The organism is Sphingobacterium sp. NPDC055431 (genome assembly GCF_053644255.1).
Genome location: NZ_JBSHLH010000002.1, coordinates 169,273 through 187,419 on the forward strand (window position 1 = coordinate 169,273; position 18,147 = coordinate 187,419).

Consider the following 18,147-nt stretch of genomic DNA (forward strand, 5'->3'; position numbering starts at 1 on the left):
CAAGCGATTTTTCAGTGGCCCATGCCTAAATTTCTCCAGTCAATTACGATAATAAACTTTCTTTTCCGACTTGGGATATTATAGCGGTCCATGCTTAGGGAACGGTCCAGAGAATTTCCAACAAACTTGAATCATGGAAAAAACGATTGCAAGATACGAACCGGCCTGTTTTCAGCGGTGGACTGAAATTCCGCTTAAGTATGTAAAGGTTATGATGGATCATATCGAGGCCTTCAGGGTCGATGTTCACGAAATACACGCGAAAAAGAAATTAAGCCAGAACAGAACAGGTTCGGAAATCAAGAGAATTAAGGCAGATAAACCGAGGGGAAAACATGGATGCACGTCCATTTTTCCCTGATCTTTGAAGAGGAACAAAATGTCATCCTTTTGGGTATAGACCTAAACAGAGGCCTTCTGATCCAAATCGACTGTATAAAGGCCGGATCCTTTACTGTGCCCGAACAACCCTCCCTAATAAAACGGCGTGCCAGGCGAAGGACGGGGAATGGAGATTTCCGCCCCGTATTTTTTTAATTCTAATATCCGGTGAACTATAGGAAAGGGAGCCCAAGTTAAAGAGTGGCGGGCCCATGAACAAAGGAACATGGCCCCCTTTTAATGACCAGCCTTAAATTTTTCCATGTTTTTGGGAAAATTTTTGGCACCATGCGATTATCCGACCGTGCCCTGGACAACTGAAAGGGGCGCCTGCAGGTTACGAAGTCCGGCTTTTGGGAACCTGGACAACTTTGGGTTCAGTATTCAGCCGGAGTATTGCTATATTTGTTCCTGGCATGATCAAAAAAGAGACCATAGAGAAAGTACTTGACGCAGCTCGGATAGATGAGGTGGTCGGGGATTTTGTCGATCTCAAGAAGAGGGGCACCTCCCTTATCGGGAACTGTCCCTTCCACAACGAGAAGACCCCTTCCTTCCACGTATCGGTCTCAAAGGGTATCTACAAGTGCTTCGGGTGCGGGGCCGGGGGGGATTCCCTGAAGTTCGTGATGGAGCATGAGAAGTATGCCTATCCAGAGGCCATCCGGTACTTGGCCATTAAATACAATATTCCTATCGAAGAGGTTGAGCGCAGTCCAGCACAGCTTGCAGCCCAGGATAAAAGGGAAAGTCTATACGTCCTGAGCCAGTGGGCTGGGAAGTACTTCAAAACCCAACTTTGGGAAACCGACCTGGGCAAGAGCATTGGCCTGAGTTATTTCCGCGAACGTGGATATCGGGATGAGACCATACAGAAGTTCGACCTGGGCTATTCGCCAGAAGCCTGGACAAGTTTGGTCGATGCAGCCTTGACAGAGGGGTTCAGTAAAGAATACCTAGCAGAGGTCGGACTCGCGGTTGAGCGGGATGATAAGTCGCTATATGATCGCTTCCGGGGCAGGGTCATCTTCCCGATCCATAACCTGACCGGTCGGGTGATCGGTTTTGGAGGCAGGACCCTAAAGACCGATAAGAACGTCCCTAAGTACGTGAACTCCCCGGAGTCCGAGATCTACCATAAATCGAACGTCCTGTACGGCCTGCACCTCGCCAAGAAAGCGGTTTCAGAACACGATGTGTGCTATCTGGTGGAAGGCTATGCCGATGTGCTCTCCTGTCACCAGGCAGGAGTGGAAAATGTCGTTTCCTCTTCAGGGACCTCCCTCACCACAGGGCAGATAAAGCTGATATCCCGCTACACAAAAAATGTCGTGATCCTGTACGACGGTGACGAGGCGGGGATCAAGGCTTCCCTGCGCGGGACCGATATGCTATTGGAAGAGGGACTGAACGTCAAGGTCCTGCTATTTCCCGATGGCAATGACCCGGATTCCTTTGTACAGAAGTTTGGAGCCTCGGCCTTCAGGGACCATATCAATAGACATCAGGAAGATTTCGTCTTCTATAAGACCAATATCCTTCTTCGTGATGCAGGGGAAGACCCCATCAAACGTGCCGAAGTCATCCGAGAGGTCGTAAACAGTATTGCCCTGATCCCAGATGAGATCAAGGTCTCTGTTTATATCCGTCAATGTAGCGGATTATTGGATATCGAGGAACGCGTGCTCCTTACCGAACTGAATAAAATCCGGATGGACCGGAACAAGGCCAAGGATAGAAAGGCTGCCAGTGCGGCTTCTGGACCTGGCCCAGATTACCCAACGGATGATTTTATCCCTGCGGAGATGTTGGTTGCGATGGCGGCCGAGGGAATCACGGTCCCGGAACCCCAGGTCCAGCAGATTACATCCGAAATCCTGATGGAAAGGGAACTCGTGCGTGTGCTGCTGAACTATGGGCGTGAGCTGGTTGTCTGGGAAGGGGATGGCGATATACCGGTAGCCCCTTATCTATTGGCGAGCATGGACGATGTCAGATTTGAGGACAAGGCCAGCAACAAGATCATAGAAGAGTTTAAAAGGCAAGCCGAAAGCTTTGAAGTACCGGAAGCCAAATTCTTTTTCTCCCATGAGGACGAGGAAGTCTCCAGGCTAGCGGTCGACAGCATTGCCACAAAATACGAGATAAGCCCTAACTGGAACGACGATAAGCGTAAGATCTTTGTTCCCGAGGAGAGAGATCAGTTGAAAGACCTGGTCAATCAATTGATCTATAGGGTAAAGAAGAATAAGATCGAACAGGAGATGCATAGGATCAGGGAAGAACTTAAGACATGTAAGGACCCTGATGATATGCTGGTCCTGATCGCTAAATATCAGAAGCTCAAAGAAGGAGAGAAGTTATTGGGCGATTTTTTAGGGAACACCATCGTTAAGTAGATATGATAGACCGCAAGGACCCTTGAACAAAAGGTGAAGAAATGACGGTTTTATTTATAAAAAAGATTGGTTTCCAGATTTTTGGATTAAATTGTCGACATAAAGATCTATAGGTAGATATGATCGCCCATGATAATGACGTTGTGGTATCTGTAGAAGTGGAAGTTAGGTCTCCATCGGCCCTTGTTCCACCGCAGGACCTGATCATTCCGCGAAAACGGAAAAGGCTGACCATAGCTGCTGAAGCCTATATCAGTGAAATCAACCGATATGGCGAGATCAGATTTGGTGCCATTACCTTTATCGACGGAAAATCGGACTATATAAAAGATGCATTTTGGAATTATACATATGAATAAGAAACTAAAGCTTGGTATCCAGGCACTCACTATCCTTTCCATTTCCTTCATCATTGGTTGTAAGACCCAACAAAGCAAGGTTGAATTTGTAAACCCGACCAATAACAGCAAGGTCCTGAAAGGGGAGAAGGTGCAAGTGAAGTTGAAATTTCCTGACGCTTCGGTAGACTCAGTGGTCTATTCGGTGGATGGCGATATTTTTGACCGTAAAACCGACACCACGGCCGTCGTATTTGATACCGGTTCCCATAGCTATGGAAATAAGAGATTGAGTGCAAAGGTGTATTCCGGGGGCAAAGAGGATATCGCATACAGCGAAGTCCTGGTCGTTCCGCCTGCTCCAAAGCAATACGCTTTTGAGGTGGTAAATACCTATCCGCACGATCAAGGGGCCTTTACCCAAGGACTCTATTATGAAAACGGAACTCTGTTCGAAACCACTGGACAATTAGGCGAATCTACCCTTAGGAAAGTTGAATTGGCATCTGGTAAAGTCCTCCAGAAAGCCGATCTCGCTGCTGATGAATTCGGAGAGGGGATGACGGTCGTCGGAAATAATATGTATGTATTGACCTGGCAGAACAACAAAGGCCATGTTTATGACAAGAACACGTTCAAGCTTTTGAAATCCTTTGATTACCAGAACAGCAAGGAAGGCTGGGGTTTGACCTACGATGGTAAACAGTTCATTAAATCCGACGGTTCCAATAAACTGTATTTCCTAGATCCAGCGACATTGGCTGAAACAGGTTCAATTGCTGTTTTTGATGATAATGGTCCTGTAGAAAAGTTAAATGAATTGGAATTCATTGACGGCAAGATCTATGCAAACCTCTATTACGGCGATAAAGACGAAATGGTGATCATCGATCCTAAGACTGGAATCGTTGAGGGTAGGATCAACTTTGTTGGCTTATATAGCGATAAACGTGCTCCTTATGATAATGAGATGAACGGTATAGCCTATAAACCGGACAGCAAAACCTTATTGGTAACAGGTAAGCACTGGACCAAGTTGTTCGAGGTCCGCTTAAGGGAGCGCTAGATCAATCTGTGCTCCGTCGTTATCTTGATCAGCGACATCATGTTTTTAGCTTTGAACTTGCTCATCATTCTTTTCCTATGGGTTTCGATGGTGAGTGGGGACAAAAACAACTCCTCCGCAATCTGAACTGAAGTCTTCCCCAATGCAATCAGTTTCAAAATCTCAGTCTCTCTTTTCGTAAGCTTGGGTAATAGGGGAAGGTCTGAACCTATCGGATTGGCAATGATCTCCTGTACCGCGGAGCTGAATACCATCTGTTTGTTCACCGCCTGGTCCAGGCATTTCTCCAATTCCACGATATCGATGTTCTTGAGCAGGTAGCCTGATGCCCCATTCTGCATGAGCTGCAGGATCACGCTGCGCTCGGTATGGTTGCTCAGGCCCAGGATGATCACATTTGGGGCGATCCTCTTTATCTCCAGGCAGAGGTCTATCCCATTAATATCAGGAAGTGAAATATCCAGGAGGACAATGTCCACAGGGTCGGTTTCTAGAAATTTCAGTAATTCATAACCTTTGGTAAATGTGGCGGTCACCTCATAGGGTTTTATGCGGTCCAAGAGACTGACCAACCCTTGTAGGATTAGCGAGTGATCATCGACAATAGCTATGCTATAGGCTGGATTGTACATGGTCTTTAGGAAAGTGGTCCAATATTAATCCTAAAGATAACCAAGTTTTCAGTAAAAAAAATGGCCAATTTGAAATATCCCTGTTTACGGGTACAGCGGTTTTATTCCTCAATTAAGGCCTGATACTCCCTTTATGGATCAAGAACTCCACTTTATCTCTCAATGGCTCAAATTCTGCCTTTTTCGCCTCTTCCATGCGGTCCGGGAACAGAATTCCGTAGAGATGGTCCACCTCATGCTGGAAGATAACAGCCGTAAAACCTTCGATCAATTCCTCTTTCACGTTCCCATGGCGATCAATGTGCTGCAATTTAATGGCATAGCTGCGCTTTACATCCTGCCTCAGATCAGGAATAGACAGACAGCCCTCGGCACCTTGGCGGGTGAGCTTCGAGCGCCAGATGATCTTAGGGTTCAGATAGAATTCGAAAGGTTCATCTTTCTTGTCGAATCGCTGGACCCAAATGACATTTTTGTTGATCCCTACCTGCGGACCAGCTATCCCTACACCTGTATGGTCCGGGTCTTTGACCGTAAGCAGCATCCTGGCGGCAAGTTTATCCAGCAGGGGATCATCAAATTTGATGTCCTCCGATGGTTTCTTTAATACTGCCAGTTCCTTTTCATCTGTAGTCTGGTATACATGCATCAAGCTGTTTTCATCAGCCCCATTGATCAAAGATCTCTCAAAATCGTTAAAGTTCTTTGCCGTACTCTTGTTCACGTTCCTTTCGTTTTTAGGTCCTTTGTACTTTTTCTCCCCAGCCTCGATGACTGCATTCAAAATATTATCCTTTGGAGGTTGTGGGCATCGGTATCCATTGCTGTAGGCACAGTAAGGATTATACGCCCTGTTGAAATCGATCTTGATCTTTCCATCCTTAATATCTGAAATGCTCAGATCCAGATATCGGCCACCTTCATAGGTAGTTTCACCAGTCGTATTATCCATAAAAGGTACGAATAGATGGTTTTTATAGGTCGCATTCTGGAACAGTGCAACACTTTGATAAGCCGTTAGCTTATATTTCTTCCCGTTCAATTCAAAATTCAAGAATCCATACCGCTTGTACTCGTTGGAGGTGCCATCATAAGTGGGCATCCTGAAGGTAGGTTCATTGAAAAGCTGCTCTACTGATGCTGTCACCACATAATCTTGCTTTGCAGGATAGAAGCTCACAAATTCAACCTGATCCTTTCTTAGTGGACCAAACTCGTCCTTCACCATTTCTTGGATCTGTTTGTCCCTATAGGACTGAATTTCCTGTTCCAAAGATTGGGCCATTAGTATTACCGGAGCAAAGAAGCTGATGAAGTAGATAAGTGCTTTCATTTTTTGAATTAATATCTATCAAATGTATAGATATTTTGCGATTATCGGATAGGGCTAATCTAAAGTTTAATTGTAATTTTGTGAAAATTGCAGAGACATGAGAATAATGGCGTTTGATTATGGGACCAAGAGAATTGGAATTGCTGTTTCCGACAGCATGCAGATCATTGCAAGCCCATTGACCACCATCCATCCCGAAGGGATCTGGAAATTCCTGTCCGATTACCTTGCCGGGGAACAGGTAGAAACCTTCGTCATTGGTAAGCCAAAGCAATTGGACGGAACTGCATCCGGATCTGACCAACATGTGGTAGGTTTCAGCAGGAAGCTCCGCAAAACTTATCCCAATATTCCGATTGTCGAAGTGGATGAAAGGTTCACTTCCAAGATCGCTTCCAGGGCGATTGCCCAGTCTGGAATGAAAAAAAGCAAAAGACAGGATAAGGGGTTGATTGATAAAGTTTCGGCAGTATTGATCCTGCAGACTTATATGGATAGCAAATCTTATTAATATGGCATTGAAGGACATTCAGTTTTTTTCTGAAGACATCGATTTTACACTCAAGGAAAAGCAAAAGGTTAGGCAGTGGATTGGCGCAACGATTAAAGCCGAAGGTTTTAAGCGGGTAGGGGAGCTGAGCTTTGTTCTATGCTCGGATGCATATCTCCTGGAAATCAATAAGCAATACCTTGACCACGATACCTTTACGGATATCGTGACCTTTGATTCGTCAGAAGATGAAGGTGTCATTGCCGGAGATATCTTTATTTCCGTGGAAAGGACCATGGAGAACGCTAAAAAATTCAATGTTTCCGAACGCGACGAACTGCATCGTGTCATCATCCATGGTATACTCCACCTTTGCGGCTATTACGACAAGAAAAAGGAAGACAAAACCTTGATGACCGAAAAAGAGGACTACTATCTCGCTAAACGCGAATTCTAGGGATCCTCTTCCTAATCCTTATTTCTTGCTGAATTCCTGAAAGGCGGCATTAGCCTCGGCATCACTCAATTCTGCACCAGAGCTGATGATGACCTTGTATCTAAAAGTAACGGACTCACCTGCCTTCAATTTGAAGTTCAAGGTCTCCTTGCCCTTGCTGAACTCTTTCTGTCCCAGTGGATTGGCAGCAAAAAGACCATAGCCCCTAGCATGCCAATAAGTTGGATAGCCAACATTTTTGGGATTATCTAAGATCAATAGTGATACCGGTTCATTTCCAATCTTCCCTATCAGATTGACCCATTTTCCTCGCGTTCCCCAAACTTCGTCACCTTCTATCCCTTCGCTGCTGCGATATTTCCCAGTAACTTTATCATTGTCCAATTTGGAGACAGTTGTTGGATTCCCGTTTGCATCAGTAAAGATCTCCGGTTTATCGGACGGGTGTTCTAGCTCTCGTGCAATCCGGATCCCAATCAGGCCCTCCTTATTATCTGAAAAAGAAACGTCCTTATCCAAAGCCGTCAATTTAGTAGTCATTTCAATCGATCTTTTCTGACCTTCTTCGGAAAAGACATATTGGGTGTTTTCCTTTAGCAGGCTTTTTCCATCAGGGCTTTGCCAATCTTTCAGCACGGCCAATTCCGCATTCTTGTTGCTGGCTTTTATTTTCTCAACAGCTACATGTTTGATCGTTCCAAAATCCTTTTTCCTTTCCGGAGGTATGGCGGTTGAATTGTTCCAGAAATCCAATCCATTGACATTTCCATAATTAAACCACATACCGACATGATGCGGATGGTCCACGCGTTCCTCAGGCCTTGGGTCCAGTGGCCAGCCACGGGTCACCAAAGTGCCCTTTGTCGTCCGAAGGGGATAAAGCACGGGCTTCATCAACACGCCGGGATAGATATAGGAGGTGAATGGTTTTCCATCAACAGCAATGTCGATCCGCTTTTCCGCTCTGTTTTCCACAATGGAATATTTAGTCTGTGCATGTGCCTGGAACAGCGAAAGTGCCAATAGCAGCACAGGGAATGTTTTAATAAGCATAATCTTCCATTAACTGGTTAGCACTTCTTGTTTGGCGTCGTCAAAGGTCACCCGTTTTCCGGTCTCCATGGCTGTCCTTGCCATAATATTAGCGATAGAATGGTTGTAACCGGCTTCTACCGATGCATTTGGCGTCTTCCTGTTACGGACACAGTCCATCCAATTGCGCATATGCAATGAGGTCATCGGGTCGCCACCCGTATTGGCCGAAGTTTCCATTTTTGCCGCATTATCAAGCGTAAATGGAGTCAATAAATTTGCTTTCATCCCCATTTCAGCAGCCGACCTTTCGCTCAATCCTCCTTCCGCACTTACCTGATTGGTATCCAGGTTCAGCATGCCGGCATTGGAATAGTAAAGCTCCTTGATCCCTCCAGCAGAATTGGTGAAGCGGGAGGAGTACAGCACTTGAAACCCCTTGCTCTTATCATTCTCGGGACCATAGTCCATCACTGCCGTTACGGTATCGGGATTCTCTCTGCCATCCTTCCAGGTATAGATGCCTCCATTGGCAACCACACTTCTCGGATGGTTTAATCCCGAAAACCAGTGCACCGTATCGATCTGATGCGCCATCCATTGCCCCCAGATCCCCGATGAATATGGCCAGAACAACCTAAACTCCAGGTATTTCCTCGGATCCCAGGCTACTTTAGGCCGGTCCATTAAAAAGCGATCCCAGTCCGTATCCTCTTGACGGATTTCCTTGACCAATTTCGGTAATCGCCAGCGTCCGGGCTGATTCACATTCCAGGTCATCTCCACCATGTTGATATCACCAAATTTCCCAGACTTGATGTACTCATCCGCAGCAATGTAGTTCGGGGCACTTCTGCGCTGAGAACCAACTTGTAATATCTTGCCTGTTTCCTTTACAGCTTTCAACAGTATCTTGGCATCTTCCAAGGTTTCAGCCATTGGCTTTTCGACATACACGTCCTTGCCATTGCGGACAGCTTCAGCGGCCATCAGAGCATGTTGGAAATCTGCCGTACTGATGATTACGGCATCAATTCCTTTATATGCATAGAGTTCATCGTTGTTGCGGTATTTCTTGATGGTATTATCCGATTTCTGCTTGATATAGGCCTCAGCCTCGTCTCGCCTTCGGTTCCAAATATCCGATACCGCAACAAATTCAAAGTTGAGTTCCTTAGCATGGTTTAGGAAGGAGGGAACAAGGGAATCCTTGAAACGGTTTGAAAACCCTACAATGCCTACCTGAACCCGATCGTTCGCACCCATGATCCGGCCATAGCTCTTGGCATCGATGCCCATTGCCGTTAGACCTATCACACCAGCGCCTATGCTAGCTTTTTTGATGAATTCCCTTCTTGAATAATCTGAATTAGGCTTTTCCATAATGGTTAAGTTTTATGTTCGTGAATGAAGCTGTTTGTAAGTTTAGGTTTGCTAAGTGCAGTTGCTTAATAAATAGTAAGTTACGATTTTGAATTTTAATTGTTGGAAAAACAATTGTAAAAAATCAAATAGCTATTTAACCTTTTAATAAAGCTCCAAAATCGGTAACTTGTTCCAATAAAAATTTCCTAATTATGAAATTCAAGCTTTTTTCGGCATACAGAGTATGGCTCCCAACCGTCTTACTTTGTTCTATAGGTATTTCCGCCTTTTCTCAAAGGACCCAAAAACCTCCACTCCATGGAAAACATTGGATGGCGATCACCGGAAAACCTTTGGCCGCCACTGCCGGAGCACAGCTTTTCCAGCAAGGGGGCAATGCAGTCGATGCAGCCTGCGCCATGTTGGCCGCGACCTGTACCATGTGGGATGTCCTGAGCTGGGGCGGAGAGACACAGGCCCTGATATATCACCCAAAACTTAAAAAAGTAATTGCCATCAATGCTCTCGGGGTAGCACCGACAGGGGCAACCGTTTCCTTTTTTAAGGGTAAAGGATACGATTTTCCGCCTGAATACGGCCCTCTTGCAGCATTGACCCCAGGTACGCCGGGAGGACTTTGCCACATGCTGGCAGAATATGGGACCAAAAGCCTTGCAGAGGTCCTAGCTCCAGCCATGGAAATGGCAAAAGGCTATCCTATTGATGCACAGACTGCCAATAGTATTGAACGCGGAAAGGATAGGATCAAACAATGGCCGTACAGTAAAAAGGTTTTCCTGGTCCATGAGGGAGAGGAAAGAGAGGCTCCAGAAGCTGGAGAGATCTTTGTCCAGGCCGATCTGTTGAATACCCTGACCAAGATGGTTGAAACCGAAAATGCAGCCCTAAAGGCAGGTAAAGGTAGAAAAGCAGCGATCATGGCGGCCAATGATAGATTCTATAAAGGGGATATCGCCGATGAATTTGTGCGAGGTAGTCAGGAACAAGGGGGGCTGATCACAAAAGAAGATTTGGCCAAGTGGAAACCCATCGAAGAGGAACCTTTGAAGATCAACTATAAGGGTATCGATGTTTACAAATTGCAGGAATGGACACAAGGGCCATCCATGCTCCAGGCTTTGCAGATCTTGAAGAATTATGACCTTCCCAGAATGGGATACAATTCAGTGGAGTATATCCATACCGTCTACCAAGCCATGAACTTAGCTTTTGCAGATCGCGACTTTTATTATGGGGACCCTTATTTCAGCCGAAATATTCCTATTAAAGGTTTGCTAAGTGAAGAATATGGAAAACAGAGAGCTGGAGAGATCGATCCCAAAAGAAACAACCCTGCAACAGCTCCGGGTGATCCCTATGTTTTTGAGGGAAAGAAAAATCCATTTTTGGCATTGCTGAAAGAGCGTCAGGAAAGATTTACACCGACTGAAAAAAATAAGGTTGAGTTTGTTCCTAAGCATGATGTAACTTCTTCATCAAACCATGAACAGTCAACTAACCCCTTGGACGGAGAATATATGGACCGTTTATGGCGTGGCACAACCACCGTTGAAGCGGCCGATGCCGACGGCTGGGTCGTTTCCATTACCCCCAGTGGTGGATGGCTACCGGCCACAATTGCCGGAAATACCGGGGTCGGAATGAGCCAAAGGCTACAGAGTTTCGTGTTGGACTCCCTGATCAATCCTTTCAATGTGGTGGAGCCGGGTAAACGGCCTAGGGTTACCCTTACGCCTTCCATGGCCCTGAAAGATGGCAAACCCTATCTTTCCTTTGCGGTACAAGGCGGAGATACCCAAGACCAGAATCTCCTTCAGTATTTCCTGAATATGGTTGAATTCAACATGACTGCCCAGCAAGCCAGCGAAGCCGCCAATATCAACAGTAACCAATTATGGCTTTCCCTAGGAGGAACCAAGATGGATGACCGGAAACCTCGTGTGGGTAGTTTGTTGCTGGATCGAAAGACCGATCCCAAAACTATTGAAGCATTAAAGACAATGGGTTACTCCATTCAATTAGGCGACCGAACCAGTGGTCCGATCAATGCCATCTTCTTCGACGAAAAGCACGGTAGCCTATGGGGAGGAAGCAGCAACAATGGCGAAGACTATGGTATTGGCTGGTAGTTATAGATTAACTGAGAAAATGTTTAATATTGTAGGATGATCGAGGAATCGGTGTTTTTTACCGACGATCCAATAACAAAAATTATTATTCCAATGATAAATAAATTATTCGCTTCCGTACTTCTTTCTACTTGTTTTGTGGCCTCTTCATCTGTTCTCCTTGCTCAGACGGTGCCCCTTATCAAAGAAGGCGAAGCTCAGATTGTAGAAGGTTTCAATACACCGGATAAATGGATCCGTGAGGACCTTTGGGTGGAAACCGAATTTGATACCGACGGTGACGGAAAACCGGACAGGATGCATGTCGATGTCACTCGGCCATACCAAACAGAAACCGAAAACCTTAAGCTCCCTGTTATCTACGAAACCAGTCCATACTATGCTGGTACAGCACAGATGGTCGATGGGATCATGTGGAATGTGGAGCATGAGCTAGGAGAGAAGGCCCCCACGGCAAGGGTTCACCCAGAGGTAAAGAGAACAGGTGAAAGACCTATTATTTCCAATAGCCTTATTCGTCAATGGGTAAAACGTGGTTTCATCGTTGTGCATTCTTCATCTCCAGGAACTGGCTTATCTGATGGTTCTCCAACAATTGGCGGCCCCAATGAGTCCCTTGCCCCGAAAGCTGTCATCGAATGGCTGTCTGGAAAGGACAACGGCTATACCAGCCGCGATGGAAATGAGAAGGTGAGGGCCTATTGGTCAACTGGAAAGGTAGGCATGACCGGAACTTCCTTTAACGGTACGCTACCTTTGGCTGCTGCAACCACAGGTGTGGAAGGCCTAAAAGCCATTATTCCCGTTGCACCTAATACTTCTTACTACCATTATTACCGTTCTAACGGACTGGTTCGCAGTCCCGGAGGCTATTTGGGTGAAGATATCGATGTATTATACGATTTTGTCCATAGTGGTGAGGAAGCAAAACGAGCTTATGGCAATAAAGTAATCCGAGATACAGAGATGGCCAACGGATTGGACCGTGAATCTGGTGATTATAATGATTTCTGGAAAGGACGCGATTATCTGAACCAAATGTCGGGAATGAAAGCAGCTCTTTTGATGTCCCATGGATTCAATGATTGGAATGTAATGCCTGAGCATAGCTATAGGATCTATAAAGCAGCTAAGGAATTGGGAATCCCAGCTCAGATCTATTACCATCAAGATGGACACGGTGGTCCTCCACCCATGAAAATGATGAACCGTTGGTTTACCCGCTATTTATATGGTGATCAAAATGGAGTTGAAAAAGACCCTAAGGCTTGGATCGTACGTGAAAATGACAGACAGTTCAACCCTACCCCCTATGCCGACTATCCTAACCCGGCAGCATCCAATGTGAAACTTTATCTAGCTGCAGGTGCTCCTAATCATGGTTCTTTATCGACCAAGCAAAACTCTGGAAAAGTTAAGGAGACTTTGATCGATGATGTATCCTTTACTGGTGATTCCTTGGCACAATTAGGAACATCTAAGCATAGATTGCTTTATCTGAGTCCAAAACTGACCAAAGATCTCCATATTTCGGGATTGTCCCGGATCAATATCCGCTTAGCAAGCAGTAAACCAGCAGCAAACCTATCGGTTTGGTTGGTGGCATTGCCCTGGGAAAAGGGAAAGGGAGCGAAGATCACGGATAACATCATTACCCGCGGTTGGGCTGACCCGCAAAACCATGAGTCATTGACCAAAAGCAGTCCGCTGAAACCAGGCAAGTTCTATGACCTGGCTTTCGACCTTCAGCCCGATGACCAGATCATTCCTGCCGGGCAACAGATCGGACTGATGATATTCTCCTCTGATCGGGAGTTTACCCTCTGGCCAGATGCCGGAACGGAACTCACGCTTGATCTAAACGGAACCAGTTTGACCCTGCCTGTGGTAGGCGGAGTCCAGGCATTTGAAGATGCGGTAAATTAAATCAATACCCAGAAATATTGCTCAAGATCTCCTTCTGTAGGGCAGATAGCTTTGGTTGGATGGACAATTCTATACTGTACCTTCTGTCGGCATCACGGGCCTTCCGGTACCGTATTCCGGCCATAGAGAGGTATTTTTGATACTCCAGGTACAGATGACATCCCCATTTTGCAGATACTGGCCTTTCCCCTTACGCTCGATCCCGACTCATAGATCCTGGGGGCCAGTCCGAAATAGGAGATGACCTGCTTGTGGCTTTCAAAATCCTGGAACCCATTTGTTGTTACGATCATCAGCACAGCGCTTTTTGGACCTATACCAGGTATACTCCTTAGGTTCCTGTGCAGTTCACGGAAGGTGTCCTGGATCAAGGTGTGGATCTTGTCTTCAATCTGCTGGATATCCAGCTCATAACCCTGTAGTTGACCTTCCATTTTCTCACGGATATAACCGATGAAATTACCTCCGTGTTCAAATGCATGGAACTGGTTCATCAGTACCTGCCTGCGCTTGACCGCACCTTTCAGATAGGTCTCCAATTGCCTGATCTCCTGTATCTTTTCATTGGGAACGCTCCATAACGGGGGTTGGTACATCGTGCCATATTCCGCTATGGTCAGGGCGTCCTTGCGGTCTGTCTTGGCCCTGTTCATCTTGGTCTGTGAAAACCTCCGGATGATCAGCGGGTTCACTATGGATACCCGGACTTGGGATTCGCAGAGGAAGCATGCCAGGGAAAAATAGTACGGACCCGTGTGCTCCATGACAACATGCGAATGCTGGATATAGGGGAGCAACTCCTGGAATCCCTTTGGATTGTTGGCAAACCTGCCTTCAAAAACTTTCCTGTTCCCGTCTAAAAGAACAACATCAAAATAATCCTTTGAACAATCGATACCTGTTACCATATTTGTAGATATTATTTTTGTGATCACAGCAGTTCTTATCGTAACTTATCAATCGTAAAAACAGGCTCTGCGGGCCTAATGAACTGTCCAAGTTTGAATAAGGATAAGAGAGGGGGACTAACATCCTCCGGGGTCTTTATGACCAATGACAGGTTAAAGTCTTGTTCCCTCTCTCGGCTGGATCATCAAATAGACCAACAAAATAATATTCTGTCGATTGATCTCCAATTATACTTTCTCAAACTTACGATGATGCTTTCATTATAAATGAATCTGATTATAGTGGAAGAAGGTTTATAGATAAGCCTAATGCAAATGAATACCAAATAATCGATTTTAAAGACTATATAAAATCAGTTAAAGCGGGATATATTCATAATTCCTTGAGGGTTTAAATTCCAGAAAAGCCCAATAGGCATTAAACCATTGGGCTAAAAATCGAGTAACGACATGTGTGGTGTCGTATACGAAATAAAGGTAGGACATAAAATCCACAGACCCCTATTTCGGTAGGGGCCTAAAAAAAGGCCCAGCGATATGGATAACTGGGCCACCTGATATGTAAACCCTTTGAGAGGTCTGCATGTTGCGATGGTCAAGATAGGCAATAAAAACAAGAAACCCAACGGCCACTACTCCATTGGGTTCCAAAAACTACTCATTTACCTTTTAACTTTTATCCAAAGTTAATTGAAATATGATTAACAAAAAAGCCCAGTCCATGGAAAAACTGGGCCCGGAAAATGAAAACCTTATGTTAGGTTTTGCATGGTTAAACATGAATTTACGAAAAAGAAACAAAAAACCCAACAGCGGGAGGGTTGCCATTGGTTCATGAATGTATTATAGAATTAAATGTTCTTAAATATAATGATTTAAAGCAACAAACCCAATGGACTCACCCTATCCATTGGGAATGATTATCAATAAACTATCTATGTTGGTTAAATATAGCAAAAAGGAACTGAATAAAAAACCCAGCGCTTTCCTAACGCTGGGTACAATTTAAACAATGCACCAATATGAAAATGCATACAGTAAATATAATAAAAAAAAGCCCAACGGGTCGCATTCCATTGGGCTATAACCAATTATTGTAATGAGAAAATACAATGACTTAAATGTAGGAAAAAAAATGAAAACAGGAGAAAAGGGATTGGCATTGATAAAGAGCTTTGAGGGATTCAACCCAAAGCCGTACAGGGACCCGATTGGTGTTCCTACCATTGGATATGGTTTTACTTACTATCTGCCCGATAGACGTAAGGTAACGATGCAGGACAGGCCATTGACGGAGTACCAGGCCACATGCATGCTACAGGAAATATTGAAGGGATATGAGAATGACGTTCTTCGGTTGGTAAAGGTACCATTGACACAGAACCAGTTCGATGCCCTGGTGAGCTTTACCTTCAATCTGGGAGCTACAAACCTTGGTAAGTCTACACTGTTGCGAAAGCTCAATGTAAACCCAAACGATCCTTCAATCCGTGATGAGTTCGCAAAATGGAACAAGGCCGGGGGAAAGGTGTTTGCAGGATTGGTAAGGAGAAGAAAAGCAGAAGCGGATTTATATTTCAGTAAGTAAGGGGATGAATGAGTTAGAAAAAGAGCAACAGCCACAACCAAAAGGTAGCAAACAGCCAACTTTCATGCAGATAGTTAGCCATCCTGTTACCTATGCATTGATGGTTGTGGTGTCGGTATTCTGGTTTGTCCTCTATTGGGTAACCGATAGGGGCGACAGCCAGAACGATAAGATGATCCAGATGCAGGACAGGCTTTACCAGCAGATGATCGAGGAAGTAAGGAAACAGGTCACGCCTGCAGTTGACAGGGTAAATGAAGCCGCTACCAAAGTGGACAGTGCTGCAATCCGTGTGGATAGTGTTGCTCAACAGCAGAAACTAAGGAAAGGAGTAAAGAAATGAGATGGTTTTTATTGATGTTCTTGGTGATAACCGTAAGCTATCATCCAAAGAGTGAGCCAAGCAAAAGGAATGAACTGGCTGAGCCTATTGAAAACATTGTTATCAAACTCGATACGATTTCCAATAAGCTAGATAGTATTTCACAGAAGATCCAACAGTTATGAGAATATTTATAATGGTAATGGTCTGCGCTCTATTGACCGGGTGCGGACTTTTCAAGAAATCAAAGAAGATTGATAAAACGCTCACGAGCATAGAGGTGAGCAAAGATGTCAAGGTCAGTACAGACACTAAAAAGGAGCAAGTGGACAGATCCAAAACTGATGTCAAATCGAGCGTTCAGAGCGATGAAAGCACAAAGGTCTATCCAACTAAAGGAACTGAAGTAAAGATTAATCCTGATGGCTCCATGACCTTCCAGGCGGATAGTATTATCCAAAAGGCAAGAAGGAACAGCAATGAGGCCAAGAATATTGCCAATGACATAAAGAATACATTAGATCAGAAGGCAGACAGTGTCGCTGAAGAAAAAGGAAAGAAAGAAGAAAAGAAGCAGTCAGAGGAAAGGACCAGTATACCGGATAAAGGGGCGATATTCGTTAATAAGATTGGATGGTCGGTAGCAATCTTAATTATATTGATGGTCGGTGCTTGGTGGTTCTTTGGGATTGGCAGGAGGAAGTGAGGATTACGGGAACCCGTAATTTTATATTTGTTGAAAAATAATATATTTGCACATTACCAAAATCAATTATTAAAATGAAAAAATCTTTAATTATCCTTGCATTATTGCCATTGCTGTTTTTTGGATGTAAAAAAGGTGGATCTACAGATGAACCTAAACCTGAAGAAAAGTTGTATGAGGTAAAATTTTCAGCAAATCCGTTCGATCAGGAAATTAAACCAATGAATTTAAAATCTACAACATCAAATAATATTATTAACCAAGATAATTTCAAAGATATGTTTGGTGGATTATATTATTTTATCTACGATGAGAGTGGTAAAAATGTCGCAAGTGGAGCTAGTGAAGCAATTGGGCCAAACTATAATGATATTTTAAACTTTAACGTAAAGCTACCTAAAGGAAAATTTTCATTAGCTGTAGTCGGTGCCCCAGCCCTGCAATCGGTAGATCCTAGTAAGCTAGAAAATGTTTTTTTTACTGAATTAGGTACTAATACATTTTCTAGTGAAATCAAAACAATTAATGTTGAAAAAGACTCCACATATTCTCCGATAAAATTGTCAAGGATATCCTCATCAATAAAGGTGAACATAAAGGATATTTCACCAAATGAAGAGGTTACTTTAGAATTAAGGGGTAATGTTTATGGACGCATCTATCCTTTTTCCACGAATTATTCGCAAACTCCAGTATTGAAATCTTTTGGCAAAATAAAGACAACACCGAACTCAGCAAATCATTTTTTTGATATTATACTTTTCCCGCAAAAGCCTGGAACTACAACATCTATCAATTTAGAAGTATTAATATTCAATAATAGTAATGTCCTAATTGGAACTAAATCAATTCCAGGAGTTGTGATAAAAAGTAACCATAAAACTATTTTAACAGGCAATGTTTTTGATGTTTTAGATTCCCCAGAAAAGAAAAGTATATTTAAAGCTGAAATAGTCGGAGATTTTTCACCAGAAATTATAAATCAGACCTTTTAAAACACGCTATTAATAATTTTAAAGCCACTCTAACCAGTGGCTTTTTTAATAAATAACCA

Annotated in this window: 18 protein-coding genes; 13 read left to right on the forward strand and 5 right to left on the reverse strand. The window is 44.2% G+C overall.

Annotated features, from left to right (window positions below):
• Positions 1-133: 133 nt before the first annotated feature.
• The 4 genes from ACWIB3_RS03690 (at position 134) to ACWIB3_RS03705 (ending at position 4,184) form a co-directional block, all read left to right on the forward strand.
• Positions 134-361, forward strand: a complete 228-nt coding sequence (locus tag ACWIB3_RS03690) for a hypothetical protein (RefSeq protein WP_454290918.1) — start codon at positions 134-136, stop codon at positions 359-361.
• Positions 362-797: 436 nt separating this feature from the next.
• Entirely contained in the window at positions 798-2,780 is a 1,983-nt protein-coding gene (dnaG, locus tag ACWIB3_RS03695; RefSeq protein WP_454290919.1) for a DNA primase, read from the forward strand.
• Between the two features lie 119 nt (positions 2,781-2,899).
• Complete coding sequence (locus tag ACWIB3_RS03700) at positions 2,900-3,139, forward strand: YraN family protein (RefSeq protein WP_454290920.1); 240 nt, start codon at positions 2,900-2,902, stop codon at positions 3,137-3,139.
• Positions 3,132-4,184 (forward strand): glutaminyl-peptide cyclotransferase, encoded by a 1,053-nt coding sequence (locus tag ACWIB3_RS03705; RefSeq protein WP_454290921.1) that lies wholly within the window; start codon positions 3,132-3,134, stop codon positions 4,182-4,184. Before ACWIB3_RS03700 ends, ACWIB3_RS03705 begins: the two co-directional genes overlap by 8 nt.
• Here ACWIB3_RS03705 and ACWIB3_RS03710 read toward each other — a convergent pair.
• Positions 4,181-4,816 (reverse strand): response regulator transcription factor, encoded by a 636-nt coding sequence (locus ACWIB3_RS03710; RefSeq protein ID WP_185218686.1) that lies wholly within the window; start codon positions 4,814-4,816, stop codon positions 4,181-4,183. The two genes, ACWIB3_RS03705 and ACWIB3_RS03710, sit on opposite strands and share 4 nt — an antisense overlap.
• 112 nt (positions 4,817-4,928) lie before the next feature.
• Positions 4,929-6,149 (reverse strand): peptide deformylase, encoded by a 1,221-nt coding sequence (gene def, locus ACWIB3_RS03715; RefSeq protein WP_454290922.1) that lies wholly within the window; start codon positions 6,147-6,149, stop codon positions 4,929-4,931.
• A 97-nt stretch (positions 6,150-6,246) separates the two neighbouring features.
• Here def and ruvX point away from each other — a divergent pair, with 97 nt between their 5' ends.
• Together ruvX and ybeY are read left to right on the forward strand one after the other, a co-directional pair.
• A complete protein-coding gene (gene ruvX / locus ACWIB3_RS03720; protein WP_313366834.1) occupies positions 6,247-6,660 on the forward strand; it encodes a Holliday junction resolvase RuvX in 414 nt (137 codons plus the stop codon).
• Between the two features lies 1 nt (position 6,661).
• Positions 6,662-7,096 (forward strand): rRNA maturation RNase YbeY, encoded by a 435-nt coding sequence (gene ybeY, locus ACWIB3_RS03725; protein ID WP_175486327.1) that lies wholly within the window; start codon positions 6,662-6,664, stop codon positions 7,094-7,096.
• A gap of 18 nt (positions 7,097-7,114) precedes the next feature.
• On the opposite strand, the gene ACWIB3_RS03730 is transcribed toward ybeY, so the two are convergent.
• Positions 7,115-8,149 carry a DUF6807 domain-containing protein gene (locus ACWIB3_RS03730; RefSeq protein ID WP_454290923.1) on the reverse strand — a complete coding sequence of 345 codons (1,035 nt, stop codon included), beginning with the start codon at positions 8,147-8,149 and terminating at the stop codon, positions 7,115-7,117.
• Between the two features lie 9 nt (positions 8,150-8,158).
• Positions 8,159-9,511, reverse strand: a complete 1,353-nt coding sequence (locus ACWIB3_RS03735; protein ID WP_454290924.1) for a Gfo/Idh/MocA family protein — start codon at positions 9,509-9,511, stop codon at positions 8,159-8,161.
• Positions 9,512-9,705: 194 nt separating this feature from the next.
• Between ACWIB3_RS03735 and ACWIB3_RS03740 the strand changes: the two genes are divergently transcribed.
• Entirely contained in the window at positions 9,706-11,643 is a 1,938-nt protein-coding gene (locus tag ACWIB3_RS03740) for a gamma-glutamyltransferase family protein (RefSeq protein ID WP_454290925.1), read from the forward strand.
• 93 nt (positions 11,644-11,736) lie between these two features.
• The gene (locus ACWIB3_RS03745) at positions 11,737-13,569 is read left to right on the forward strand and encodes a Xaa-Pro dipeptidyl-peptidase (RefSeq protein WP_454290926.1); all 1,833 of its coding nucleotides are present in this window, start codon (positions 11,737-11,739) and stop codon (positions 13,567-13,569) included.
• A 92-nt stretch (positions 13,570-13,661) separates the two neighbouring features.
• Here ACWIB3_RS03745 and ACWIB3_RS03750 read toward each other — a convergent pair whose 3' ends face one another.
• Entirely contained in the window at positions 13,662-14,477 is an 816-nt protein-coding gene (locus ACWIB3_RS03750; protein ID WP_454290927.1) for an IS110 family transposase, read from the reverse strand.
• Between the two features lie 1,135 nt (positions 14,478-15,612).
• Here ACWIB3_RS03750 and ACWIB3_RS03755 point away from each other — a divergent pair.
• From ACWIB3_RS03755 to ACWIB3_RS03775, 5 genes are all read left to right on the forward strand, one after another.
• Positions 15,613-16,065: a lysozyme gene (locus ACWIB3_RS03755; protein WP_454290928.1), complete on the forward strand. Its 453-nt coding sequence runs from the start codon at positions 15,613-15,615 to the stop codon at positions 16,063-16,065.
• Positions 16,066-16,069: 4 nt separating this feature from the next.
• Positions 16,070-16,408, forward strand: coding sequence for a hypothetical protein (locus tag ACWIB3_RS03760; RefSeq protein ID WP_454290929.1), 339 nt, complete (start codon positions 16,070-16,072; stop codon positions 16,406-16,408).
• Entirely contained in the window at positions 16,405-16,572 is a 168-nt protein-coding gene (locus tag ACWIB3_RS03765) for a hypothetical protein (protein WP_454290930.1), read from the forward strand. The genes ACWIB3_RS03760 and ACWIB3_RS03765 overlap by 4 nt, the downstream gene beginning before the upstream one ends.
• A complete protein-coding gene (locus tag ACWIB3_RS03770; protein ID WP_454290931.1) occupies positions 16,569-17,093 on the forward strand; it encodes a hypothetical protein in 525 nt (174 codons plus the stop codon). The genes ACWIB3_RS03765 and ACWIB3_RS03770 overlap by 4 nt, the downstream gene beginning before the upstream one ends.
• 74 nt (positions 17,094-17,167) lie before the next feature.
• Positions 17,168-18,088 carry a hypothetical protein gene (locus ACWIB3_RS03775; RefSeq protein ID WP_454290932.1) on the forward strand — a complete coding sequence of 307 codons (921 nt, stop codon included), beginning with the start codon at positions 17,168-17,170 and terminating at the stop codon, positions 18,086-18,088.
• Positions 18,089-18,147: the final 59 nt, after the last annotated feature.

Coding starts and splice junctions, on each gene's coding strand:
- ACWIB3_RS03690 (WP_454290918.1), top strand. CDS start 134: ATGGAAAAAACGATTGCAAGATACGAACCGGCCTGTTTTCAGCGGTGG.
- dnaG (WP_454290919.1), top strand. CDS start 798: ATGATCAAAAAAGAGACCATAGAGAAAGTACTTGACGCAGCTCGGATA.
- ACWIB3_RS03700 (WP_454290920.1), top strand. CDS start 2,900: ATGATCGCCCATGATAATGACGTTGTGGTATCTGTAGAAGTGGAAGTT.
- ACWIB3_RS03705 (WP_454290921.1), top strand. CDS start 3,132: ATGAATAAGAAACTAAAGCTTGGTATCCAGGCACTCACTATCCTTTCC.
- ACWIB3_RS03710 (WP_185218686.1), bottom strand. CDS start 4,816: ATGTACAATCCAGCCTATAGCATAGCTATTGTCGATGATCACTCGCTA.
- def (WP_454290922.1), bottom strand. CDS start 6,149: ATGAAAGCACTTATCTACTTCATCAGCTTCTTTGCTCCGGTAATACTA.
- ruvX (WP_313366834.1), top strand. CDS start 6,247: ATGAGAATAATGGCGTTTGATTATGGGACCAAGAGAATTGGAATTGCT.
- ybeY (WP_175486327.1), top strand. CDS start 6,662: ATGGCATTGAAGGACATTCAGTTTTTTTCTGAAGACATCGATTTTACA.
- ACWIB3_RS03730 (WP_454290923.1), bottom strand. CDS start 8,149: ATGCTTATTAAAACATTCCCTGTGCTGCTATTGGCACTTTCGCTGTTC.
- ACWIB3_RS03735 (WP_454290924.1), bottom strand. CDS start 9,511: ATGGAAAAGCCTAATTCAGATTATTCAAGAAGGGAATTCATCAAAAAA.
- ACWIB3_RS03740 (WP_454290925.1), top strand. CDS start 9,706: ATGAAATTCAAGCTTTTTTCGGCATACAGAGTATGGCTCCCAACCGTC.
- ACWIB3_RS03745 (WP_454290926.1), top strand. CDS start 11,737: ATGATAAATAAATTATTCGCTTCCGTACTTCTTTCTACTTGTTTTGTG.
- ACWIB3_RS03750 (WP_454290927.1), bottom strand. CDS start 14,477: ATGGTAACAGGTATCGATTGTTCAAAGGATTATTTTGATGTTGTTCTT.
- ACWIB3_RS03755 (WP_454290928.1), top strand. CDS start 15,613: ATGAAAACAGGAGAAAAGGGATTGGCATTGATAAAGAGCTTTGAGGGA.
- ACWIB3_RS03760 (WP_454290929.1), top strand. CDS start 16,070: ATGAATGAGTTAGAAAAAGAGCAACAGCCACAACCAAAAGGTAGCAAA.
- ACWIB3_RS03765 (WP_454290930.1), top strand. CDS start 16,405: ATGAGATGGTTTTTATTGATGTTCTTGGTGATAACCGTAAGCTATCAT.
- ACWIB3_RS03770 (WP_454290931.1), top strand. CDS start 16,569: ATGAGAATATTTATAATGGTAATGGTCTGCGCTCTATTGACCGGGTGC.
- ACWIB3_RS03775 (WP_454290932.1), top strand. CDS start 17,168: ATGAAAAAATCTTTAATTATCCTTGCATTATTGCCATTGCTGTTTTTT.